Source organism: Leclercia sp. GHBNCSD (genome assembly GCF_055805075.1).
Genome location: NZ_JBQVYO010000001.1, coordinates 452,201 through 474,427 on the forward strand (window position 1 = coordinate 452,201; position 22,227 = coordinate 474,427).

Sequence of the window (22,227 nt, forward strand, 5' to 3'; positions counted from 1 at the left end):
GCTTCGGCGATTTTCAGCCGGACCAGGGAGCCGCTGTAAGTTAGCGATTTTTTTTAGAATTTGATCATTGCTGTAGACGCGAAATATTCCTGGTGGCTCTTCAGCGCACAGGGAAGGACAAAAACAAAAAAACCCGCCGAAGCGGGTTTTTATATTGGCTCACCGAAGTGATTAGAAGCGGTAACCTACGCCCGCGATCCAGGTGCCAACGTCAACGTTACGGATGCGGCTCTGCTCATAGGAGAAGTCCAGCGCAACGTTTTCAACTGGGTTGAACTGCATACCTGCGCCATAGGAGAAGCCGTAGTCGCTGTTGCTTGCAGTACGGTTGAAGCCCTGGTTTTCAGTCTGCTGGAATTTACCGTAGCCAACACCCACAACACCGTAGATGCTTGCCCAGTCGTTCAGACGGTAAGCCGGGCCAGCGGTGATGCCGTAGTACTGACCTTTGTTGTACGCGCCGTCTTCAGAACGGTCTTTCTCGGTGTAGGTGAAGGAACCGATAACACCCAGTGGGTTGTTATCCTGCTCGTAGCGATATTTCAGGTTGAAACCGTTGGTTTTGTTCATCACGCCCTGCATATCGCTCTGAGCGTAACCGCCAGTAACGGTAGAAGTATCCGCCATTGCGGAACCTGCGGTAACAGCCAGAACTGCCGCCAGTGCTGAAAGACATGCAATTTTTTTCATAACCACCTCAAATGTGCTTCAAGTAAATCCGTAAGTTTTAAATATATCAAAAAAACTTGTGAAACTCTTTGTGATTCATGATGTCTAACGCGGGTTTTCATGTAACTAAACATTTCCACCAGCAGCTATCTTATTCAAAAAACACCAGATTTGTGTTTCAATCAGCTAATTTTGCGCGTCAGTCACAATACATTCATCCAGACGATTCCTAAACTGTTACAGAAATCATCCGCTCGTGTGACGCCATTTTACGGATTTGTGACGACTTTTTTTCAACAAAGTCTCAACCGCCCGGCGTTATTTCCTTTACACTCCTCCTCTTTACTTCCTTTGACACAAACTGACAGGAGAAAGGATGCCTGGGTTGTCTCGCAGGGCGCCGGTCTGGTTGCCCGTCATCGTTATCCTTATTGCTATGCTCTCCATTCAGAGCGGCGCGTCGCTGGCAAAATCGCTCTTTCCGCTAGTGGGTGCCCCTGGCGTGACGGCGCTGCGTATTGCGCTCGGCACCCTCATTCTGGTTGTGATTTTTAAACCCTGGCGGCTGCGCTTTCAGAAGGAGCAGCGCCTGCCCCTGCTGTTTTACGGGCTTTCTCTGGGGGCGATGAACTACCTCTTCTACCTGTCGATTCAGACGGTGCCGCTGGGGATCGCCGTGGCGCTGGAGTTCACCGGCCCGCTAGCGGTAGCCCTTTTCTCCTCCCGACGTCCGGTAGACTTTATCTGGGTGGTGCTGGCGGTGCTCGGGCTATGGTTTCTCCTGCCGCTGGGCCAGGACGTCTCGCACGTTGATCTCACTGGTGCGGCGCTGGCGCTGGGGGCCGGTGCCTGCTGGGCCATCTATATTCTGACCGGACAGCGCGCAGGAGAAGAGCACGGCCCGGCCACGGTCGCCCTCGGATCGCTTATCGCCGCCATTGTTTTCGTTCCGCTGGGGATGGCTCAGGCCACCGAATCGATCTGGCAGTGGTCAATCCTGCCGGTGGGGCTGGCGGTGGCGGTGCTCTCCACCGCGCTCCCCTACTCACTGGAGATGATTGCCTTAACACGCCTGCCGACGCGTATTTTCGGCACCCTGATGAGCATGGAACCGGCGCTGGCGGCAATATCCGGGATGGTGTTTCTTGGCGAATCCCTGACCTTCACCCAGACTCTGGCGCTCTGCTCAATCATTGCCGCCTCGATGGGTTCGACCCTTACCCTGCGCCGGGAGAGTAAAGTCGAAGAGGTGGATATCCGCTAGCAGGCGTTATTTTGCCGGGGAGCGGCTTCCCGGCAAAATATTCCCATTCGCATTAGCGTCATTATTTTGAAATATCTCCCTCCCCTCCCTCAAAGCCCTTAAAAAATAAGATTAATTTACCCGCATATATCCATATTGTTTTATTTTCAATAGGTTACATATAACAACCAACCTTTCACTATTAAACCGATAGGCAGTACCCGGTCGCGCTATCTATAGCCAGTGCTATACTTAATCTCGAAATAACTTTGGACGCCAACATCAAGAGGAAATGAGATTATGCCTACCGCTAAACTGGTAAAAACAAAAGCACCTAATCTGCTGTATACCCGTAACGATGTGTCAGACAGCGATAAGAAAGCGACGATTGAGCTGCTGAATCGCCAGGTGATCCAGTTCATTGACCTGTCTCTGATTACTAAACAGGCTCACTGGAATATGCGCGGTGCCAACTTTATTGCTGTGCATGAGATGCTGGATGGCTTCCGCACTGCACTGACTACCCACCTGGATACCATGGCCGAACGTGCCGTGCAGCTGGGCGGTGTGGCGCTGGGTACTACCCAGGTGATTAACAGCAAAACGCCGCTGAAGAGCTACCCGCTGGATATCCACAGCGTTCAGGACCACCTGAAAGAGCTGGCGGATCGTTATGCCGTGGTCGCTAACGATGTGCGTAAAGCGATTGGCGAAGTGAAAGACGAAGACACGGCGGATATCCTCACCGCGGCTTCCCGCGACCTGGATCAGTTCCTGTGGTTCATCGAATCTAACATCGAGTAATCCATAGCTTTTTGCTATTACACCCTCGCCCTCGGCGGGGGTTTTGCACTTTCATGGTGCAGCCATTTCTCCTCTCCCCCGGCAAACGTAAAGCATTTGTAATAATCACCTCACACAATCGTTAATGAAAGATTGTTTTCTCATCAATATTTGCGCTAAATAGCATAACCGTTAGTGATGGCGTTTCGCTGCACCAAAACAGTGCTTCGTTATGGTGCAACTGACCGCCATTGTGACCTTTTTTGTGCAATGAAATCCGTCCTGGCCTTGCAAAAACAACACGTTGTAAAGTTGGCACGATTTTTTCATAGAGCGTTCGTTCTCGCAGGGGATCGCCCCGTGGATATAAAAGGAAATGCTATGAAGTCTGTATTAAAAGTTTCACTGGCTGCACTTACCCTGGCTTTTGCGGTCTCTTCTCAGGCTGCTGATAAGAAACTGATTGTTGCCACCGACACCGCCTTCGTACCGTTCGAATTTAAACAGGGCGACCAGTACGTTGGTTTTGATGTGGATCTGTGGGCGGCTATCGCCAAAGAACTGAAGCTGGACTACACCCTGAAGCCAATGGACTTCAGCGGTATCGTGCCGGCCCTGCAAACCAAAAACGTTGACCTGGCGCTGGCCGGTATCACCATTACTGACGCACGTAAAAAAGCGATCGACTTCTCTGACGGCTACTACAAAAGCGGCCTGCTGGTGATGGTGAAAGCGGATAACAACGACGTTAAAAGCGTGAAAGATCTCGACGGCAAAGTGGTTGCGGTGAAGAGCGGCACCGGTTCTGTTGATTACGCCAAGGCAAATATCAAATCGAAAGATCTGCGCCAGTTCCCGAACATCGACAACGCCTACATGGAACTCGGCACCAACCGTGCTGACGCCGTGCTGCACGACACGCCAAACATCCTTTACTTCATCAAAACCGCAGGCAATGGCAAGTTCAAAGCGGTAGGTGATTCCCTGGAAGCACAGGAATACGGTATCGCCTTCCCGAAAGGCAGCGACGAGCTGCGTACTAAAGTGAATGGCGCGCTGAAAACCCTGCGCGAGAACGGCACCTACAACGAAATCTATAAAAAATGGTTCGGTACTGAACCTAAATAAAACAGCCTGTTAAACAGGAACTGTACTGCCCGGTGACGCTTGCGTTGACCGGGCCTACAATTGTAACCATCCCCCTGATGGTTAATTGTCTGTTTTCACCACGGTATACAGGAACTCATCATGCAGTTTGACTGGAGCGCCATCTGGCCCGCCATTCCTCTTTTGCTTGAAGGCGCCAAAATGACCCTGTGGATTTCGGTCCTCGGTCTGGTTGGCGGGTTGATTATCGGCCTTGTCGCCGGTTTTGCCCGCACCTACGGCGGCTGGATAGCCAACCACGTAGCGCTGGTTTTCATCGAAGTTATCCGCGGGACGCCGATTGTGGTGCAGGTGATGTTTATCTACTTCGCCCTGCCGATGGCCTTTACCGACCTGCGGATTGACCCGTTCAGCGCGGCGGTGGTCACCATCATGATCAACTCGGGCGCCTATATCGCCGAGATCACCCGCGGTGCAGTACTGTCGATCCACAAAGGCTTCAGCGAGGCCGGTCTGGCGCTGGGTCTCTCCCGTCGCGAAACCATCCGCCACGTGATCCTGCCGCTGGCGCTGCGCCGCATGCTGCCACCGCTGGGTAACCAGTGGATCATCAGCATTAAAGATACCTCCCTGTTCATTGTTATCGGCGTGGCTGAACTGACCCGTCAGGGCCAGGAGATCATTGCCGGTAACTTCCGTGCGCTGGAGATCTGGAGCGCCGTGGCCGTGGTCTATCTGATTATTACACTGGCGCTGAGCTTCGTGCTGCGTCGTCTTGAAAGAAGGATGAAAATCCTGTGATTGAATTTAAAAACGTCTCCAAGCACTTCGGTCAGACCCAGGTGCTGCACAACATCGACCTGACTATTCAGACCGGCGAAGTGGTGGTCATTATCGGGCCGTCCGGCTCCGGCAAATCGACCCTGCTGCGCTGCATCAACAAGCTGGAGGAGATCACCAGCGGCGATCTGATTGTCGATGGCCTGAAGGTTAACGACCCGAAAGTGGACGAGCGCCTGATCCGCCAGGAAGCGGGCATGGTGTTCCAGCAGTTTTATCTCTTCCCGCACCTGACGGCGCTGGAAAACGTGATGTTTGGCCCCCTGCGCGTGCGCGGCGCCGACAAAGCGGCAGCCGAGCGGCTTGCAAAAGAGCTGCTGGCGAAAGTGGGGCTGGCGGAGCGCGGGCATCACTACCCGTCCGAGCTCTCCGGCGGTCAGCAGCAGCGCGTGGCCATCGCCCGTGCGCTGGCGGTGAAACCGAAGATGATGCTCTTCGATGAGCCAACCTCGGCCCTCGACCCGGAACTGCGCCACGAAGTGCTGAAAGTTATGCAGGATCTGGCGGAAGAAGGGATGACTATGGTGATCGTGACCCACGAAATCGGCTTTGCCGAGAAAGTGGCCTCACGCCTGATCTTTATCGACAAAGGCCGTATTGCCGAAGATGGCAATCCGCAGACGTTGATTGAGAACCCACCGAGCCAGCGTTTGCAGGAGTTTTTGCAGCACGTTGCGTAAGTTTTTGCCCTTTGTAAGCCGGGTAGGCGTAGCCGTCACCCGGCTTTTTTATTGCCGGAATTCTCCCAAAAACCCCCCGCCCCCGCGCGCCTTCTATACTTATCACTTTGCACAATTTTGTCACCGGAGGACATCGTGCCGTGGATTTTGCTGCTCCTGATAAGCCTGTTTTGTCTGCCTGCCCAGGCCGTCAGCCTGCCGGGCATTCCCGCCGCCACCGCCAGCGAGCAGAGCACGCCGCCACCGGAGCCGGACGTTGAGCAGAAAAAGGCGGCCTACTCGGCGCTGGCTGATGTGCTGGAAAATGACGCCTCGCGCAAGGAGCTGATCGATCAGCTGCGCAGCGTGGCTGCCACACCGCCTGAGACACCGGTGCCTAAAATAACCCCGCCAGAGATCACCGACGAGAAAACGGTGCTGGAGAACGTCACTGATATCAGCCGTCACTATGGCGATGCCCTCGCCTCCCGTTTCGCTCAGCTCTACCGCAACCTGATCGGCTCCCCGCATAAGGCCTTTAACCCGCAAACCTTCACCGCCGCCGCGCAGCAGTTTCTGATCCTGGCCGGCCTGGTCTTTGCCTTTTACTGGATGGTGAGGCTCTGCGCCTGGCCGTTGTACCGCAAAATGGGGAGCTGGGGGCGCAAAAAGAACCGCGAAACCAGCAGCTGGGTTCATCTGCCGCTGACCATCGCCGCGGCCTTTATTATCGATCTGCTGCTGCTGGCGCTAACCCTGTTTATTGGCCAGATGCTGCGCGAGTACCTCAACACCGGCAACCCGACCATTGCCTTCCAGCAGGCGCTGTTCCTCAATGCCTTCGCGCTGATTGAATTCTTTAAAGCGATCCTGCGGTTGATATTTTGCCCGCGGGTGCCCGATCTACGACCTTTCGCCATTAACGACAGCGCCGCGCAGTACTGGTCGCTACGCCTGAGTATTCTGAGCGGCCTTATCGGCTATGGCCTGCTGGTAGCGGTGCCGATTATCTCCAATCAGGTCAACGTGCAAATTGGCGCTCTGGCCAACGTGCTGATCATGCTCTGTATTACCGTCTGGGCGCTGTACTTGATCTTTCATAATAAGCGCGCCATTACCGAAGGGCTGCTCCACCTTGCCGACCGTTCGCTGGCCTTCTTCAGCCTGTTTATTCGCGCTTTCGCGCTGGTGTGGCACTGGCTGGCGAGCGCCTATTTTATTGTGCTCTGTTTCTTCTCCCTCTTCGATCCGGGCAACAGCCTGAAATTTATGATGGGGGCGACCTTCCGCAGCCTGGCCATCGTCGGCATTGCCGCCTTCGTGTCGGGGCTGCTCTCCCGCTGGCTGGCTAAAACCATCACCCTCTCGCCGCACGTGCAGCGCAGCTATCCGGAGCTGCAAAAACGGCTCAACGGCTGGATCTCCGTGTCGCTGAAGGTGGCGCGGTTCCTGACAGTCTGCGTCGCCATTATGCTGCTGCTCAGCGCCTGGGGGTTGTTCGACTTCTGGAACTGGCTGCACAACGGCGCAGGGGAGAAGACGGTCGATATTCTGATCCGTATCGCGCTGATCCTCTTCTTCTCCGCCATCGGCTGGACGATCCTGGCGAGCCTGATCGAGAACCGGCTGGCGTCAGATATTCATGGCCGGCCACTGCCCAGCGCCCGCGCCCGAACGCTGCTGACGCTGTTCCGTAACGCGCTGGCGGTGGTCATCAGCACCATTACCATCATGATTGTGCTCTCGGAAATTGGCGTCAACATCGCTCCGCTGCTGGCAGGGGCCGGGGCGCTGGGGCTGGCGATCTCTTTTGGCTCCCAGACGCTGGTGAAGGACATCATCACCGGGATCTTTATTCAGTTTGAAAACGGGATGAATACCGGGGATCTGGTGACCATCGGGCCGCTGACCGGCACGGTGGAGCGGATGTCGATTCGTTCGGTGGGGGTGCGGCAGGATACCGGGGCGTATCACATTATTCCGTGGTCATCGATCACTACCTTCGCCAACTTTGTCCGCGGCATCGGGTCGGTGGTGGCGAACTATGACGTGGACAGGCATGAAGATGCCGAAAAAGCGAAAGATGCGCTAAAAGCGGCGGTGGATGAGCTGCTGGAGAGAGAGGATATTCGCGGGCTGATTATCGGCGAGCCGTCGTTTGCCGGGATTGTCGGCCTGACCAGCACCGCCTTTACCCTGCGCGTGTCGTTCACCACCCAGCCGCTGAAACAGTGGACGGTGCGTTTCGCCCTCGACAGCATGGTGAAAAAACACTTTGACCAGGCGAACGTGCGGATGCCGGTGCAGATGTATCAGCTGCTGCCGTCGCCGGGCCCGACCCCACCGTCACCGCAGGAGCCCACCCTGTAGCCCCGGTAAGCGCAGCGCCACCGGGGAGAAGCGGTTAACGCTGGCGGCGTTTGGCGTTGTCCATAAAGGTCCAGGCGATAAAGCGGCTCTGCTTCTGTCCCTGGGCCATCTCTTTCTTCACCACTTTGACCGCACCGATATCGGTCAGGGCGCGGTAGAGCGGCGGCAGGTTTTCGCTGCGGGAGACCAGGGTAGTAAACCACTTCACCTGACGGGCAAACTGGGCGCTTTCGGCAATCATCTTCGTGATAAAGGCCACTTCGCCGCCTTCGCACCACAGCTCCTGCTGCTGGCCGCCGAAGTTCAGCGCGGCATCGGCCGCCTGGCCGAGGTTGCGACGCTTACGCTCGCTGCCCGCCCGGGCGGATTCAGCGGAATCATGGAACGGCGGATTACACAGGGTGGCATCGTACTGTTCGTTTTTATGGATAATACCCGTGAATATTGCCGAGGCCTCTTTCTGAAGACGCAGACGGATGGCGCGGCTCATGCCGGGGTTACCGTTAATGATGGCCGTGGCGTTGGCAAACGCCTGCGGGTCCACTTCGCTGCCGGTAAAGCGCCAGCCATATTCATGCACACCAATCAGCGGGTAAATGAGGTTCGAGCCGGTGCCAATATCCAGGAGGGTTGCCTCTGCGGGAGCGACGCCGTTGTTACCCTCCGCCAGCAGATCGGCGAGATGGTGAATGTAGTCGGCACGCCCCGGCACCGGTGGGCAGAGATAGCCGTCCGGAATATCCCACTGCGTCACCCCGTAGAAATGCATCAGCAGCGCTTTATTCAGCGTCTTCACCGCCTGTGGATCGGCGAAGTTCACCGTTGGCTCGCCTGTGGGCGTCTGGGTGATAAATTCGCGCAGCGCCGGACAGCTCTCGCATAAGGCATTCATGTCGTAACGGCTACGGTGGCGGTTGCGAGGATGCAACCCCGGCTTCTGGGATGTCATGGCGTTCTCCTGTAAACAGCGGCGTAAGATACCCGTTGCGGGCGCAACGGTAAATATTTCTCTGCGCCGCAGAATAAAACACCAGAAATCAGTCACCTGTATGTCGCTGATTTGTCATGGAATTGTCAAAAAATGTCGTTCAAAAAATAAGCAGATCATCATCAATTTTTTGCCCTAAATCACGCTCTGAGCCGTTCTACACTTACTGTGCATCACCCGTTGTCAATCAGAGGAAGTGATTATGAAAAAATACCTGGTAATGCTCGCTGCCGCTTCACTGGCAGGTGCGTCGTTTGCTGCATGGTCAATCGAATCACTCAGCAATGGCGATACCGGTCAACTTAGACCCGCCGGAACCGTGCAGGCTTCTGGCGCAAGAGACCTTGACGATCTGCAGGACAAACTGGCTGAAAAAGCGCGTGAACAAGGTGCTAAAGGCTACGTGGTGAATTCTGCCAGCGGCGACAACACCATGTTCGGTACCGCCACGATTTACAAGTAATCCCCCGCTCTGCACTGCATACTGCATCCCCCGGGGTGCAGTTCATTTTTTGCCCAAAATCCACTTTGTGAAGTTTTTTAGCAGGCAATGTAAATTTACGTATTTCATTTTGTTGACGAGAGTGATAAAAAGTGACGCCAAATGATAATGTTTATCACAATAATTATCATTTGTAGGCTCATTACGGATGTAGCGTGGCACAGGATAAGGCGCAGACCTGCCTGACAACGTAATGAAAACTCAATACTAAAAATTATAAGTCGCTAAACAATATGGATAAAAATCGCAACGTTCCGAACAGCTTTAACTCGCTGACCTTTTTTGCGGGTCTGTGTATCGGCCTTTCCCCGGTGGCGACAGCGCTTGCCGCAGACAGCACGGATAACAAACCTGACGATACCCTGGTGGTGGAGGCCGCCCAGCCTTCGCTCTATGCCCCGCAAAAGTCTGCCGACGCCAAATTCAGTCGCCCGGTGGCAGACACCACCCGTACCATGACGGTGATCTCCGAGCAGGTGCTGAAGGATCAGGGCACCACCAATCTGACCGACGCGTTGAAAAACGTTCCGGGTGTTGGCGCCTTTTTCGCCGGTGAAAACGGCAACTCCACCACCGGCGACGCGGTCTACATGCGCGGCGTGGATACCTCGAACAGCATCTACGTTGACGGTATTCGCGACATCAGCACCACCACCCGTGACACCTTCAACACCGAACAGGTGGAAGTGATCAAAGGGCCGTCCGGCAGCGATTACGGACGCAGCGCCCCGAGCGGCTCGATCAATATGATCAGCAAACAGCCGCGTCTGGATTCCGGTATTGATGCCTCTGCCAGCATTGGCAGCGCCTATATGCGCCGTGGAACCCTCGATATTAACCAGGTGATGGGCGATACCTCGGCGTTTCGTCTGAACCTGATGGGTGAAAAAACTCACGATGAAGGGCGCGATAACGTTAAAAACGAGCGCTACGGCGTGGCCCCTTCCCTCGCCCTGGGGCTGGGAACGGAAAACCGCCTCTACCTGAACTACCTGCATGTCACCCAGCACAACACTCCGGACGGCGGGATCCCGACTATCGGGTTGCCGGGCTACTCTGCCCCCTCGGCGGGCACCGCGGCGCTGAATCACTCCGGCAAGGTGAACACCAGCAACTTCTACGGCACCGATTCCGATTATGACGATTCTACGTCTGACACCGCCACGATGCGCTTTGAGCACGACTTTAACGACAACACCACCCTGCGCAACACCACGCGCTGGTCGCGGGTGAAGCAGGATTATCTGATGACCGCCGTAATGGGTGGCGCCAGCAACATCACCCAGCCTGACCGTAATAATGTGGACACCTGGACCTGGTCGCGCCTCGCCAACACCAAAGATGTCAGCAATAAGATCCTGACCAACCAGACCAACCTGACCACTAAATTCTATACCGGCAGCGTCGGCCACGATATCAGTACCGGAGTGGAGTTCACCCGTGAAACCCAGACCAACTACGGCGTGGATGCCATCACCCCGCCGCCGGTCAATATCTATCATCCGAACAGCAACGTCGATATTGGCGGCCTGAACAACAATGGCGCTAATGCCAATGGCCGGACCGATACCTTCGGTCTGTACGCCTTCGATACGTTGCAGGTCACCCGTGATTTCGAGCTGAACGGCGGGATTCGTCTCGATACCTACCATACCGACTATGACAGCGCCAGCATATGCGGCGGCACGGGGCGTGGGGCTGTGGCCTGCCCGGCCGGCACGCCGAAAGGTTCCCCGGTCACGACGATCGATACCGCCACCTCCGGTAACCTGGTCAACTGGAAGGCTGGGGCGCTTTATCACCTGAACGAATACGGCAACGTCTATGTGAACTACGCCATCTCCCAGCAGCCGCCGGGCGGCAACAACTTCGCGCTGGCCCAGGGCGGAACCGGCAGCAGCGCCAACCGCACCGACTTTAAGCCGCAGAAGGCCAAAACCAGCGAGCTGGGCACCAAATGGCAAGTGCTCGATAAGCGTCTGCTCCTGACCGCGGCAGTCTTCCGCACCGACATCGAAAACGAAGTCGAGCAGAACGACGACGGCACTTACTCCCAGTATGGTAAAAAACGCGTCGAAGGCTATGAGCTGTCGGCAGCCGGTAACATCACCCCGGCTTGGCAGGTGATCGGCGGCTATACCCAGCAGCGCGCCAGCGTGCGCACCGGCAATGACGTGGCGCAGGATGGCACCTCATCTCTGCCCTATACCCCGGAACATGCCTTTACCCTGTGGAGCCAGTACCAGGCCACGGACGATCTCTCCGTTGGCGCAGGCGCCCGCTATATTGGCAGCATGCACCGCGGCGCTGACGGCGCGGTGGGTACGCCGTCGTTCACCGAAGGGTACTGGGTGGCGGATGCCAAACTGGGCTATCGCGTCAACCGCAACCTCGACATGCAGCTCAACGTCTACAACCTGTTTGATGAAGACTATGTCGCCTCCATCAACAAGAGCGGCTACCGTTACCATCCGGGCGAGCCGCGCACCTTTATGTTAACGGCGAACATGCACTTCTGATCCTCTGGGGAGCTTCGCTCCCCATGTTTCAGTGCACGTCTGATCCGCGTGGGGCTTTAGCCCCACGCTTCGGAGAATTATTATGATGTATCACATTCCGGGCGTGCTGAACGCCGATGAGGTAGCGCACTTTTGCGCCCAACTGGAGCAGGCCCCGTGGATTGACGGGCGCGCCACGGTAGGCAACCAGGGGGCGCAGGTTAAAAACAACCAGCAGGTAGACACCCAAAGCCCGCTGTATGCCACGCTACAGGCCGCGGTATTGCAGGCGGTGAATCAGCACCCGCTCTTTTTTGCCGCCGCTCTGCCGCGCCAGATCTCAAGCCCGCTGTTTAACCGCTACCAGCAGCAGGAGACCTACGGTTTTCACGTTGACGGCGCCGTGCGAAGCCATCCGCAAAGCGGCTGGATGCGGACCGATCTCTCCGCCACCCTCTTTTTAAGCGACCCCGACAGCTACGAGGGCGGCGAGCTGGTGGTGAACGACACCTACGGCCAGCACAGCGTCAAGCTCCCGGCGGGCGATCTGGTACTCTATCCCTCCAGCAGCCTGCACTGCGTCACGCCGGTCACCCGCGGTGTGCGGGTAGCCTCCTTTATGTGGATCCAGTCGATGATCCGCGACGATAAAAAGCGCGGCATGCTGTTCGAGCTGGATCGCAACATCCAGACCCTTCGTGCCCGTCACGGCGAAAGCGACGAAGTGCTCTCCCTGCTGAATCTCTATCACAACCTGCTGCGTGAATGGTCTGAAATCTAGCCGTTCGCCTTGATTGTACGTTTTTTGGCCCCATAGTTACGGAACAGCGCAATAACCTGTCAGGAGGGGTCTATGGCTTCCGGTTGGGCGAATGATGATGCCGTTAACGAACAGATCAACAGTACCATTGAAGATGCAGTGGCGCGGGCGCGGGGCGAAATTCCGCGAGGCGAGAGCCTGAAATTCTGCGAAGAGTGTGAAGAGCCGATCCCCGAAGCGCGGCGCAAGGCGGTGCCTGGCGTGCGGCTTTGCATCGCCTGTCAGCAGGAGAAAGATTCACATAATGCATCACATGCAGGATATAATCGCAGAGGATCGAAAGACAGCCAGTTACGCTGACTGCTATGCTGGCTATGAGGCCACGCAAGCGATTACTTTTTTGTGCACGAATTTTAGCCCCTGGTTTGGCAAAATGTGCCCTCTCCGTCCCGTCTGTAAAGCGCAACGGCAAGAAACGTAAATCCATTCACTGAATTTATTAATATTCAATAACTTATTTGTCATTCAAATTTTTCGAAGGATGGCGTCAATTCTCTTCGATTTTATCTCTCGCAAAAAAACGTGATACTTATCACATCGACGGAACAACGTCCCCTTAACAGAATAACCTGCGAGATACTGACCATGAAAACCATCAAATATGCTGTCGCTGCTGTTGCCCTGACCACTCTCTCTTTCGGTGCTTTCGCTGCGGAATCTGTGACCGCTGCCCAGGCAAACAGCATGAATAAAATCGGTGTGGTCAGTGCAGAAGGCGCGACCACGCTGGATGGCCTGGAAGCACGCCTGGCGGCGAAAGCTGAAGCCGCGGGCGCGACCGGTTATACCATTACCTCCGCTAATACCAACAACAAGCTGAGCGGCACCGCGGTTATCTACAAATAACCTGACCCTTATCTCTGCTCTGCTCGCCGGTTCGCTGGCGAGATGTTCCAACCCTCATTGACCCTGTTGTTATTTTTTTGGCCCGTCCATCGCTGGACGGGCCTTTTTTTAGTTAAAAACTCTGGTTAACCCGCGCCAGACCGGCCTCCACCGTCTCCACCTGGCCGCTCGCCAGCAGGCAACAGGCCATCTGCAGCTTCAGGGAGTGCGGCACCGCTTCGCGCCCGGCGAGGCAGCCCTCAATCCAGCGTGCCGTGGTTTCAGCATCCTTCGCTTGCGGCAGAACAACGTCGCTGTTCTCTTCGCCGCGCTCCAGCACCACCCGGGTGCCCGCCGCATCAATCAGCGTTAGCTGCGGACAGCGCTGCGGGTTGGCATAGACTTCGCCTTCCGTCCCGTGCATCAGAAGCCCTCTGCCACCGATATCGGCAAAAAATGTCGCCACGCGGGTGACATATTCCGGGTGCGACACGCTGGAAAGGCGGAGCGCGGCATCTTCTGCAAACGGCGTCGCCAGCTTCGCCAGGGTATGGGCGCTGTTACGCACCCCCATACGCCAGCGCATCGCCAGCTGTTTTTCCAGCGGCGGACAGAGAGTACTCACCGGGATATAGACCGGATGATGCCCATCCAGCTTCGCCTGCGCCTGGCCGCCGTGACGGGTCGGCTCAATGCCCAGCAGGGTGAAAATGGTTTCCGTCAGCACGCGGGTCGGATCTTCACTCACGCCGTGCACCACCACCGGGAAACCCAGCTTATGCAGCAGGATCGCCAGCAACGGGGTCAGGTTGGCTTGCTTACGCGCCCCGTTATAACTTGGGATCACCACCGGCATCGGCTTTGCGACCGGGGGCGTCAGGCGCAGGGTTTGTGCCTGCATCGCCTCATAGAAGCCCCGCATTTCGCCTTCGCCCTCACCCTTAATGCGCAGCGCAATCAAAATGCCGCCCATCTCCAGGTCCGGCACCTCACCGTTCAGCATCGCGGTATAGAGGGCCCGGGCGGTCTCCTGATCCAGGTCGCGGGCATGATTTTTCCCTCGACCGACCTCTTTAATAATTTTGCGATAATCCACGATCGTTCTCCTTGTGACATCTTATTAACACTATAGCGTTGATAAGGGGCCATCGAACAGACGTTTCTCTTATCGCTATCGGGTAAAATCAAAATTAACACGTTGTATTTGCAGTAAAAATTATATTGCAACCGCTAATGAAATTACTATTGACCAGGCCGATGTTTATTATTTTGCAATAAATTACGTAAATTAGCCCCCGATAAAAAGTCGCCCCGCTTTTTTCCAAAAACTAATCACAACGGATGTTATAAACACCGGAATTCACTCAGGAATTATTATGCGTAAAATTGTCTCCGGCACCTTTATTGCCACTGCATTATGTTGTTCTGTCTCTGCCTGGGCTGCAACCAGCGGCGAGGGGCAAATTAATTTTACGGGTGAGATCATTGATTCCGCCTGCCAGGTGGTCAATGGCGTCAGCAGCCCGCTGGATGTGTCCCTTGGCAAAGTGTCACAAACGGCCTTCACCGGTTCTGGTTCCACCACCGGCACCATCCGATTTGATATTCAACTGAAAGACTGCCCGGAAACCATCACCAGCGCGGCCATCACCTTTGGTGGCTCCGCTGACGGCACCAACGCCAACGTGCTGGCCGTCACCCCAGGCACCGGTGCGGCAACCGGCGTGGGTATTCAGTTGCTGGATAAAACCGAAAATCCGCTGAGCCTCTATACCGCCTCGACCAGCTATACCCTGCAGTCTGGCACCACTACCAACGATCTGGTATTTGGCGCGCGCTATATCCAGACCGGCAGCACCATCACCGCCGGTCCGGCGAATGCCGTCTCCACCTTTACCGTAATGTACAACTAATCCTGTTACGCCTGGCCCCTGCGGCCAGGCGCAGTCAGCTTTATTCAGAGTCCCACCATGCGTAAATCTATTTTCATCGCCTCCCTGTTAGTCATGACCACCGCCGCTCACGCCGGGGTGATTATCGAAGGGACCCGTTTAATTTATCAGGGAGATAAAAAAGAAGCGTCGTTAGGGATTTCCAACCCGGATAACCTCGACTACCTGGTGCAGTCCTGGGTAGAGAACGTTGATGCCGGGCGGGATAAAGCGCCGTTTCTTATCACCCCGCCGCTGTTTCGCCTCGATGGCAGACAGGACAACGTCCTGCGCGTCGTGCGCACCGGGGGCAATCTGCCAGCCGATCGCGAATCGCTCTACTGGCTGAATATTAAATCTATCCCCTCTACCTCCCCGAACGAGAGCAGCAATACCCTGCAGATCGCCATTAAAACGCGGATCAAACTGATCTACCGTCCGAGCGGAGTGAGCGGCAAGCCGGATGAGGTGGCAGATAAATTACGCTGGCATAAACAGGGGAATAACCTGGTGGTGAGCAACCCGACACCGTTTTACATGAACTTCCAGTCCATCACCGTAGGCGGCAAAAAAGTCAGCAATGTCACCTGGGTGGCTCCCGACAGCGACGCGCACTTTGCCGTGCCGGGCGGCATCACCGGCAACACGGTTTCCTGGAAAATTATCAACGATTATGGCGCGGTGAGCCACGCCCTGTCTGCACCACTGCAATAAGCCCGACGCCGCCATGCCCTGGGACTACTCCACCAAAGCCCCCCGTAACCCCGTACGCCCCCTGCTGATTGCCCTGGGCTGCGCGGTGCTGAGCGTGGGGGTACAGCAGGTGCTGGCGGAGGATTATTTCAACCCGGCACTGCTGGATATCGACACGCCCGGCCAGGGCAAAACCGACCTCTCGCTGTATGAGAAGGGCCCGGGCATCGCGCCGGGGAGCTATCAGGTGGATGTCTATGTGAATAATAATAAAGTGGCTAACAGAAAGATCGCCTTTGGCCTGCAACAGCCAGCCAGCGGTCCGGCCACCCTGCAACCCTGCCTCTCGCCAGAAACCCTCAAGAGCCTGGGTATCCAGAGCGATAAATTCAGCGTCACCGAGGATGACGGCTGTGTCGATCTCTCTGGGTTACCGGCCGCCAGCGCCACTTTCCGCCCCGGGCAGCAGCAGTTGCTGCTGAGCATCCCCCAGGCGGCCATTGTTCCCGTGCCTCACGGTTATGTGGCGCCGGATGAGATGGACAACGGGATCAACGCTTTCCTGCTGAACTACAGCTACTCCGCCGGGGATAGCCGCAGCCGGGGTGAAGAGGGCAGCCACCAGCGTAATGAATATCTCAACCTGCGGCCGGGACTGAACCTCGGCGCATGGCGTCTACGCAACTACTCCACCTGGAGCCGCACCCGGGACGATCGTACCACGCAGCACAACTTCTCCCCGGTCTACAGCTATGCCCAGCGCAATATCCTGTCGCTGGGCAGCGTCGTCACCCTTGGAGAAAGCTCTACCCCCTCCGACGTGTTTGACAGCCTGTCGTTCACCGGGGCGCAGATTGCCTCCGACGATGACATGCTGCCGGACAGCCTGAAGGGCTTCGCCCCGCGCATTCGCGGCGTGGCGCACAGTAACGCCCAGGTGGTGGTGCGCCAGAACGGCTACGTGATCTATCAGAACTACGTCGCCCCCGGCGCGTTTGAAATTAACGATCTCTACCCTACCGGCGGCAGCGGCGATCTGAACGTTACCGTCAAAGAGACCGATGGCAGCGAGCAGCATTTTGTGGTGCCTTACGCCTCGGTGCCGGTTTTACAGCGTGAAGGCCGCTTCAAGTACAGCCTGACTGGCGGGCGCTACCGCAGCTATGACCACAGCGTGGAGAAGACGCCGTTCCTGCAGGGCACCGGGATCTACGGCCTGCCGTACGATATCACCGCCTACGGCGGTATCCAGACCAGTCAGTATTACGATGCCCTGGCGCTCGGCACCGGTAAAAACATCGGTGACTGGGGAGCGTTTTCGGTGGATATGACCGCGGCAAAATCGCAGATGCAGGGGCAAAAAACCTCCCGTGGCCGCGCCTGGCGAGTGCGCTATAGCAAAGACTTCGCGACCACCGGCACCCACTTTACGGTGGCCGGGTATCGCTACAACAGCGCCGGGTTTGACACCATGGCAGACGTCCTTAACTCCCATACCCACGACGACGACTGGAGCCCGGCGGATCGCCGCCGCAACCGCCAGGAAGCCACTATCGATCAATCCCTGGGCGGCTCCCTGGGCTCGATGACGTTAAGCCTGGTCAAAGAGAATTACTGGCACAGCGACCAGAGTATGACCTCGTTGAGCATCGGCTATAACGGCAGCTGGCACGGCATCAGCTACGGTATCAACTATGGCCTGAGCAAAAACGTCCAGGATGAAGAGGATAACGACGATCGGCGGGAGAACGAGCAGACCTTCGGCTTTAACGTCTCCGTTCCGCTGGATCGCTGGCTGAGCAATACCTGGGTCAATTACACCTTTAACAACAGCAAGCATGACACCAGTCAGAGCGTCGGCCTGAACGGCACCGCGCTGGCGGGGGATAACCTCAGCTGGGGGATTCAGCAGGGCCACAGCCACACTTCCGGCTATAGCACCAACCTGAACAGCGATTACAAAGCCACCTACGGCGAGATGACGGCAGGCTATTCCCAGGATAACCAGCAGCGCCAGCTCAACCTCGGCGTACAGGGGAGCATGATTGCTCATGCCCACGGCATCACCCTCGGCCAGCCGATGGGGGACACGGTGGCATTGGTAGAGGCGCCGGGGGCCAACGGCACCGGGATCGAAAACCAGACCGGGGTTAAAACCGACTATCGTGGCTATGCCATTGTGCCTTACGTCACGCCGTACCATCACAATACCGTGTCACTGGATACCGAGAGCCTGCCTGCAGGCGCTGACGTCGGCCAGGCGGCCCAAATTATTACCCCAACCCGTGGGGCGGTGGTGCGTACCCACTTCAATACCCGCGTCGGCAGCCGGGTGCTGCTGACCCTCACCCGCGCCGATGGACGCCCGGTGCCCTTTGGTGCCACGGCGGCGCCGGCCCATGAGAGCGGCGAATTTATCGTTGGTGATGGCGGCCAGGTCTACCTGACCGGGATGCACGCCCGGGGCAGTGTCAACGTCAGCTGGGGCAAAGGCGCAGGCGCGCACTGCTCCGCCCACTATCAACTGCCGTCCCGATCCGCTGACCCGGTGATTAGCGTCACCGCGCAGTGCTCGTGACAGCATCGAGGAAAAGATGAAACCCTTCCGTTACGGCTCTGTACTGGCCCTGTTTGCCGCCCTGTTTCTGTTTATGCCGCAGGCTAAAGCAGCATGCTCTACCGCAGATCTGCCCTGGACAACCACGCCGGGTGCGCTGACGGTGCCCGCCACGCTGGGGGTGGGCAATGCTATCCCGGGCTCCGCCCGCACGCACACGGTAAAAGGCCACTGTGACGCTGCCGACAGCGGTAAGCCAATCACCGCCTGCCATCTGGGCGAAGGCGATGAAATTCCGGGGATGCCGGGCGTCTGGCGCAGCGGTATCGAGGGGATTGGTATTGAACTGCTGAACAGCGCCGGCCAGCCGGTCCGGGGCCGTAACGCCCACTGTGACAGCCGAAGCACGCCCCTGGGGTACGTCAGCAGTGACGGCTCCGGCAGCTTCAACGTATCGCTGAGGATGCAGCTGATCAAAACGGCAAGCACCACCAAAGAGCAGACGTCAACGACGGTGCGTAACGGCATCTGGTCCCTGGGTATCTACCCCGATCAACAGCTGGGTCAACTGAACGCCGTGCGCTACGGCGGCAGCCTGGCGCTGAAGGCCACCACCTGCTCCGTAGATCCGAGAAGCCTGGTCATTATGCTGGGGAATTTTCCGGTCACTCTCTTTACCCACATCGGCAGCACCAGCGGCTGGCAAAGCTTTAACCTGACGGCAACCTGTACCGACGCGGTGACCATGACCGCCCGGGTTACCAGCGCCAACGGCAGCACCTCGCTCGGTGACGGCAATGACGTGCTGAACCTGACACCGGGCAGCGACAGCGCCACGGGCATCGGGGTGCGAATGATGGTTGGCGGCGTGGCGCTACGCTACAACTACCCTATCCCCTTTGGCGACCAGACCGTTCCCAACCAGCCGTTCGACCTGCCCTTCAGGGTGCAGTATTACCAAACTGGCGTTCAGGCGACTGCCGGAAGAGCCAATACCATTGCCACCATCGACATTGAATATCAGTGAGATCCCGATGAAATATGTAGCCCTGCTCGTGCTGCTGGCCAGCCTGCCCGCCTCAGCCACCGACGTGCTCCTCAGCATCAAAGGCAATATTTACGATACGGCCTGCGAGGTGGACAGCACCAGCCAGAATAAAGTGGTCAATCTCGGCCAGGCGGTGGCCAGTGATTTTAAAGCGCCGGGGGATGTCGGCGTGTGGAAAAATTTTGATATCACCATTTCGCATTGCCCGCAAAGCCTCACCCTGGCGACGATCAACCTGGAGGGGCAGCGCGACAGGCTTCATCCGTTCAAGTTCGCCAACACCGGTACGGCGAAAGGGCTGGCGCTGGAACTGGGCGACCGCACCGACTCGATCATTCTGGCGCCAGAAGCGCGCTTCAATGCGGTAATTGACCCGATCACCCACAGCGCCGATTTCCCGATGGCGGCACGCTATTACGCCTCGTACGTTCCGGTCCACGCGGGGGAGTTTTCAAGCACGGTGCTGTTTACCTTCACTTACCAGTAGGACCACGCCCCTTAGCACGGATGCTTTTCCTGCGCCCGGCGGCAAGCTTAGCCGGGCGTTTTTTTACTTTGGGAACCTCAGGCTGTTCGATGGGAAAGACCGGCAGGGCATTCAGCAACCGCTTGCCGTAGTTTTTGGTCAACAGCCGCTTATCGTAGATCACCACTTCGCCCCAGCAGCTGTGGCTGCGGATCAGGCGCCCGACCTGCTGGATCAGGTTGAACGACGCCGCAGGCAGACTCTGCACCTCAAACGGGAAGCGGTTCAGGCTTTTCAGCCACTCGCCTTCGGTGAGCACCACCGGGCTGTCGATAGGCGGGAAGGCAATCTTATGGATATGCACCTGGGTCAGGTAGTCGCCCTTCAGATCCAGCCCTTCGGCAAAGGACTGGAGCCCCACCAGCACGCTGCGCTCTCCGGCCTCGATACGTTTACGGTGCAGCTCTACCAGCCGGTAGCGGGGCTGATCCCCCTGAACCAACAGCAACAGGCGCAGGTCGGTGACAAAGGTTAAAAAGAGGTTCATTGCCCGGGCGCTGGCGAACAGCACCAGCATGCCGGGATACTTTTTGCTTTCCAGCTGTTCGCGAAAGTAGGCCGCCATTTCGGCCAGGTGCTGCTCTTCGTTGTCGATCAGCGGCTCATAGTGCATGCGCGGGATCACCAGCTTGCCCTGCTCGCAGTGGTTGAACGGCGAGTCGAGGGCCACAAAGCGATCGCCCGCCTTCTCCTTCAGACCGCTCATCTCCTGCAGGCGGGAGAAACTGTTCAGCGAGCGCAGCGTGGCGGAGGTCACCACCACATGCGGGACGCTGCGCCAGAGCAGCTTTTCCAGCTGATCGCTGACGCGAATACCCGCGCAGTGGAAGAAGAGATGCACCTGCCCCTCCCGGACCTCCCGCGTCGCCCACTTGGTGACCGGCGCGCCGGAGGCCTGGGCCATCGACGCCAGCCGCCACAGCTTGCTCTGCCCCTCGAACATACCCAGGGCACGGTTCATCTGTAGCAGCACCCGGTGGACACGCACCACGTCATGGGTGCCGGTTTTTTCACTGAGATCGTTTAAAAACAGCTCCGCCAGCCCACGCAGTTTTTCAATAAGCTGCGCCAGCTCGCGGCAAAGATCCATGATCTCCTCCGGCAGCGTGCCCATCTCAAAGCGGTGCTCTGCTTCCTGGCCGGGTGGCAGATAGAGATTGAGCATGTTATTCAGCGAGGCGATATGGCTATAGATCGTTTCGCAGTGCTCGCTGAGGCGCTCCGGGATCGCCAGGGGCGGAATGGTTTTCGGCCGGAACTGATCCATGCAGGTCGCCACCAGCTTGCAGAACAGATCGAGCTGCAGGCGGAACCAGGGGGCAGTTATCTCGGCGCTCATCTCCAGCGCGTCGCGGGCGACGTCCGGCAGGTGATGGCCTTCATCCAGCACCAGCAGCAGGTTTTTCGGATCCGGCAGCACCGCTTCGCTCTCCATCGCCGCCATTACCAGCGCATGGTTGGCGACCACCACTTCAGCCTCCTGAATTTCGCGGCGGGCAACAAAGAACGGACATTCGCGATAGTAGTGGCAGTTGCGGTTCAGACAGCTGGCCTTATCGGTGCTAAGCCTGCGCCAGAGATCGTCACTGAGCGCCTGATCGGTGTGATCCCGCAGGCCATCCCATTTATAGCTATCGAGATCGGCCTTAAGCCGGGCGCACTGCTCCTGCTCGGCCTTGTTGTTGGGGGTCAGCTCGTCATCCAGAAAGGCCAACAGATCCTGCTGGGTGGGCTCGGTGCTGGCAAGGGCGGTTAAGTTGCGCGGGCAGACATAGCGCCCACGCCCAAAGGCGGCGGTGAAGCGCAGCTCGGGAATAATTTTGCGCAGCAGCGGCAGGTCTTTGCTGTAGATCTGATCCTGCAGGGCGACGTTGGCGGTACTGACCACCAGCGTCTTTTGTTCTTCCCGGGCGATAGCGATGCCGGGGATCAGGTAAGAGAGGGTTTTACCGACGCCGGTCGGGGCTTCAATTGCCAGATGTCGGCCCTCGTCACCGGCCAGCGTTTTTGCCACATCGGCAATCATCTGCCGTTGCGGTGCGCGGGGAATGAAGTCGGGGATCTGCTGTTGTAGCGCCTTATACCAGGCGGCAATTTGCGCTTTCAGCGCGGCGGTTAAAGCCATGATGAACCTGAAGTACTGTATAAACAGCCACTATTGTGGCACT

The 22,227-nt window shown here is 57.2% G+C and carries 20 protein-coding genes; 16 read left to right on the forward strand and 4 right to left on the reverse strand.

All coding sequences use genetic code 11. The annotated features are described in order from the left end of the window. Nucleotides 1-171 precede the first annotated feature (171 nt). The gene (ompX, locus tag ACT3IC_RS02250) at nt 172-690 is read right to left on the reverse strand and encodes an outer membrane protein OmpX (protein WP_103178796.1); all 519 of its coding nucleotides are present in this window, start codon (nt 688-690) and stop codon (nt 172-174) included. 355 nt (nt 691-1,045) lie between these two features. Here ompX and rhtA point away from each other — a divergent pair, with 355 nt between their 5' ends. The 6 genes from rhtA to ybiO all read left to right on the forward strand — a co-directional run bounded on the left by rhtA (nt 1,046) and on the right by ybiO (nt 7,671). Next, on the forward strand, nt 1,046-1,933 hold the full coding sequence (gene rhtA / locus ACT3IC_RS02255) for a threonine/homoserine exporter RhtA (protein ID WP_156654142.1): 888 nt from the start codon (nt 1,046-1,048) through the stop codon (nt 1,931-1,933). A 279-nt stretch (nt 1,934-2,212) separates the two neighbouring features. Continuing rightward, the gene (gene dps / locus ACT3IC_RS02260) at nt 2,213-2,716 is read left to right on the forward strand and encodes a DNA starvation/stationary phase protection protein Dps (RefSeq protein ID WP_103178794.1); all 504 of its coding nucleotides are present in this window, start codon (nt 2,213-2,215) and stop codon (nt 2,714-2,716) included. Nucleotides 2,717-3,076: 360 nt separating this feature from the next. After that, nucleotides 3,077-3,823, forward strand: coding sequence for a glutamine ABC transporter substrate-binding protein GlnH (gene glnH / locus ACT3IC_RS02265; RefSeq protein WP_103178793.1), 747 nt, complete (start codon nt 3,077-3,079; stop codon nt 3,821-3,823). A gap of 120 nt (nt 3,824-3,943) precedes the next feature. After that, nucleotides 3,944-4,603 (forward strand): glutamine ABC transporter permease GlnP, encoded by a 660-nt coding sequence (gene glnP / locus ACT3IC_RS02270; RefSeq protein WP_039029408.1) that lies wholly within the window; start codon nt 3,944-3,946, stop codon nt 4,601-4,603. Beyond that, on the forward strand, nt 4,600-5,322 hold the full coding sequence (glnQ, locus tag ACT3IC_RS02275) for a glutamine ABC transporter ATP-binding protein GlnQ (RefSeq protein ID WP_103178792.1): 723 nt from the start codon (nt 4,600-4,602) through the stop codon (nt 5,320-5,322). Before glnP ends, glnQ begins: the two co-directional genes overlap by 4 nt. Before the next feature lie 135 nt (nt 5,323-5,457). Beyond that, on the forward strand, nt 5,458-7,671 hold the full coding sequence (gene ybiO, locus ACT3IC_RS02280; RefSeq protein ID WP_156654140.1) for a mechanosensitive channel protein: 2,214 nt from the start codon (nt 5,458-5,460) through the stop codon (nt 7,669-7,671). A gap of 34 nt (nt 7,672-7,705) precedes the next feature. Here the strand turns inward: ybiO and rlmF are convergent, their stop codons facing one another. Further along, complete coding sequence (gene rlmF / locus ACT3IC_RS02285) at nt 7,706-8,620, reverse strand: 23S rRNA (adenine(1618)-N(6))-methyltransferase RlmF (protein ID WP_473476025.1); 915 nt, start codon at nt 8,618-8,620, stop codon at nt 7,706-7,708. 241 nt (nt 8,621-8,861) lie between these two features. Between rlmF and mcbA the strand changes: the two genes are divergently transcribed. From mcbA to ybiJ, 5 genes are all read left to right on the forward strand, one after another. Further along, a complete protein-coding gene (gene mcbA / locus ACT3IC_RS02290; protein WP_103178789.1) occupies nt 8,862-9,122 on the forward strand; it encodes a DUF1471 family periplasmic protein McbA in 261 nt (86 codons plus the stop codon). 272 nt (nt 9,123-9,394) lie between these two features. Beyond that, nucleotides 9,395-11,680 (forward strand): catecholate siderophore receptor Fiu, encoded by a 2,286-nt coding sequence (locus ACT3IC_RS02295; RefSeq protein WP_290511850.1) that lies wholly within the window; start codon nt 9,395-9,397, stop codon nt 11,678-11,680. Between the two features lie 82 nt (nt 11,681-11,762). Continuing rightward, complete coding sequence (gene ybiX, locus ACT3IC_RS02300) at nt 11,763-12,440, forward strand: PKHD-type hydroxylase YbiX (protein WP_156654137.1); 678 nt, start codon at nt 11,763-11,765, stop codon at nt 12,438-12,440. 72 nt (nt 12,441-12,512) lie between these two features. Further along, nucleotides 12,513-12,779, forward strand: coding sequence for a DksA/TraR family C4-type zinc finger protein (locus ACT3IC_RS02305; protein WP_039029401.1), 267 nt, complete (start codon nt 12,513-12,515; stop codon nt 12,777-12,779). Nucleotides 12,780-13,064: 285 nt separating this feature from the next. After that, a complete protein-coding gene (gene ybiJ, locus ACT3IC_RS02310; protein WP_103178785.1) occupies nt 13,065-13,325 on the forward strand; it encodes a DUF1471 family protein YbiJ in 261 nt (86 codons plus the stop codon). Between the two features lie 112 nt (nt 13,326-13,437). Here the strand turns inward: ybiJ and ybiB are convergent, their stop codons facing one another. After that, on the reverse strand, nt 13,438-14,400 hold the full coding sequence (ybiB, locus tag ACT3IC_RS02315) for a DNA-binding protein YbiB (RefSeq protein WP_103178784.1): 963 nt from the start codon (nt 14,398-14,400) through the stop codon (nt 13,438-13,440). Between the two features lie 280 nt (nt 14,401-14,680). Between ybiB and ACT3IC_RS02320 the strand changes: the two genes are divergently transcribed. The 5 genes from ACT3IC_RS02320 to ACT3IC_RS02340 are packed head-to-tail and all read left to right on the forward strand — an operon-like array spanning nt 14,681 to nt 20,020. Further along, a complete protein-coding gene (locus ACT3IC_RS02320; protein ID WP_103178783.1) occupies nt 14,681-15,217 on the forward strand; it encodes a fimbrial protein in 537 nt (178 codons plus the stop codon). A gap of 57 nt (nt 15,218-15,274) precedes the next feature. Continuing rightward, the gene (locus ACT3IC_RS02325; RefSeq protein WP_156654135.1) at nt 15,275-15,949 is read left to right on the forward strand and encodes a fimbrial biogenesis chaperone; all 675 of its coding nucleotides are present in this window, start codon (nt 15,275-15,277) and stop codon (nt 15,947-15,949) included. A 13-nt stretch (nt 15,950-15,962) separates the two neighbouring features. Further along, the gene (locus tag ACT3IC_RS02330; protein WP_473476031.1) at nt 15,963-18,506 is read left to right on the forward strand and encodes a fimbria/pilus outer membrane usher protein; all 2,544 of its coding nucleotides are present in this window, start codon (nt 15,963-15,965) and stop codon (nt 18,504-18,506) included. A 16-nt stretch (nt 18,507-18,522) separates the two neighbouring features. Further along, complete coding sequence (locus ACT3IC_RS02335; RefSeq protein WP_103178780.1) at nt 18,523-19,512, forward strand: fimbrial protein; 990 nt, start codon at nt 18,523-18,525, stop codon at nt 19,510-19,512. 7 nt (nt 19,513-19,519) lie between these two features. Further along, entirely contained in the window at nt 19,520-20,020 is a 501-nt protein-coding gene (locus tag ACT3IC_RS02340; protein ID WP_103181052.1) for a fimbrial protein, read from the forward strand. Here the strand turns inward: ACT3IC_RS02340 and dinG are convergent. Continuing rightward, nucleotides 20,007-22,184: an ATP-dependent DNA helicase DinG gene (gene dinG, locus ACT3IC_RS02345; protein WP_473476035.1), complete on the reverse strand. Its 2,178-nt coding sequence runs from the start codon at nt 22,182-22,184 to the stop codon at nt 20,007-20,009. The two genes, ACT3IC_RS02340 and dinG, sit on opposite strands and share 14 nt — an antisense overlap. Nucleotides 22,185-22,227 lie beyond the last annotated feature (43 nt).

Excerpts from the sequence above, each read along its gene's own strand:
- ACT3IC_RS02320 (WP_103178783.1), top strand. The coding sequence starts at position 14,681 with ATGCGTAAAATTGTCTCCGGCACCTTTATTGCCACTGCATTATGTTGT.
- glnP (WP_039029408.1), top strand. The coding sequence starts at position 3,944 with ATGCAGTTTGACTGGAGCGCCATCTGGCCCGCCATTCCTCTTTTGCTT.
- rhtA (WP_156654142.1), top strand. The coding sequence starts at position 1,046 with ATGCCTGGGTTGTCTCGCAGGGCGCCGGTCTGGTTGCCCGTCATCGTT.
- ACT3IC_RS02335 (WP_103178780.1), top strand. The coding sequence starts at position 18,523 with ATGAAACCCTTCCGTTACGGCTCTGTACTGGCCCTGTTTGCCGCCCTG.
- dps (WP_103178794.1), top strand. The coding sequence starts at position 2,213 with ATGCCTACCGCTAAACTGGTAAAAACAAAAGCACCTAATCTGCTGTAT.
- dinG (WP_473476035.1), bottom strand. The coding sequence starts at position 22,184 with ATGGCTTTAACCGCCGCGCTGAAAGCGCAAATTGCCGCCTGGTATAAG.
- ACT3IC_RS02295 (WP_290511850.1), top strand. The coding sequence starts at position 9,395 with ATGGATAAAAATCGCAACGTTCCGAACAGCTTTAACTCGCTGACCTTT.
- ACT3IC_RS02340 (WP_103181052.1), top strand. The coding sequence starts at position 19,520 with ATGAAATATGTAGCCCTGCTCGTGCTGCTGGCCAGCCTGCCCGCCTCA.
- ACT3IC_RS02325 (WP_156654135.1), top strand. The coding sequence starts at position 15,275 with ATGCGTAAATCTATTTTCATCGCCTCCCTGTTAGTCATGACCACCGCC.
- ACT3IC_RS02305 (WP_039029401.1), top strand. The coding sequence starts at position 12,513 with ATGGCTTCCGGTTGGGCGAATGATGATGCCGTTAACGAACAGATCAAC.
- ompX (WP_103178796.1), bottom strand. The coding sequence starts at position 690 with ATGAAAAAAATTGCATGTCTTTCAGCACTGGCGGCAGTTCTGGCTGTT.
- mcbA (WP_103178789.1), top strand. The coding sequence starts at position 8,862 with ATGAAAAAATACCTGGTAATGCTCGCTGCCGCTTCACTGGCAGGTGCG.
- glnH (WP_103178793.1), top strand. The coding sequence starts at position 3,077 with ATGAAGTCTGTATTAAAAGTTTCACTGGCTGCACTTACCCTGGCTTTT.
- ybiJ (WP_103178785.1), top strand. The coding sequence starts at position 13,065 with ATGAAAACCATCAAATATGCTGTCGCTGCTGTTGCCCTGACCACTCTC.
- rlmF (WP_473476025.1), bottom strand. The coding sequence starts at position 8,620 with ATGACATCCCAGAAGCCGGGGTTGCATCCTCGCAACCGCCACCGTAGC.
- ybiX (WP_156654137.1), top strand. The coding sequence starts at position 11,763 with ATGATGTATCACATTCCGGGCGTGCTGAACGCCGATGAGGTAGCGCAC.
- ACT3IC_RS02330 (WP_473476031.1), top strand. The coding sequence starts at position 15,963 with ATGCCCTGGGACTACTCCACCAAAGCCCCCCGTAACCCCGTACGCCCC.